This window comes from Streptomyces sp. TRM70350, assembly GCF_019219825.1.
Lineage (GTDB): Bacteria > Actinomycetota > Actinomycetes > Streptomycetales > Streptomycetaceae > Streptomyces.
This window is the reverse complement of sequence record NZ_JAHUXH010000134.1, coordinates 1-365: the sequence shown is the minus strand read 5'-3', so window position 1 is coordinate 365 and position 365 is coordinate 1. Positions and strand designations below refer to the sequence as shown.

The 365-nt window shown below is 68.5% G+C and carries 1 protein-coding gene; it reads left to right on the top strand.

Annotation, left to right across the window (positions count from 1 at the left end):
* Nucleotides 1-59: 59 nt before the first annotated feature.
* Nucleotides 60-365: DUF1152 domain-containing protein (locus KWI83_RS37915; RefSeq protein ID WP_218518905.1), on the top strand; the 306-nt coding region annotated here is incomplete at its 3' end.

The window sequence follows — 365 nt, the reverse complement described above, 5'->3', positions numbered from 1 at the left end:
TATGGCCTCTGGCCACTATAGGGTGAGTGGTCAATACTGGACCCCGTACTCTTGGCCCCATGACGCGGTTGATCGTCGCAGCAGGAGGAGGGGGCGACGCAGTCGCCGCCGCGATGCTTGACGCCGCCCTGTACGGCGACGACAACGGCCGGGCGGTGATCTTCACGTACGCGTGGGACCGCCTGCTGATCGACCCGGTACCGGGCCCCCGAGGACCCGAGAACTTCACCGGCCTCGAACCCATCACTCCAGCCGTCTGGAAGGTGCCGGCGGAGGCCCGCCCGATCGCCCCAGCAGGCTCCACCTTGCCCCGGCTTGCGGCAGAGCTCCCCCACACTTTCGCGCTCATCGACCCGGGACACGGC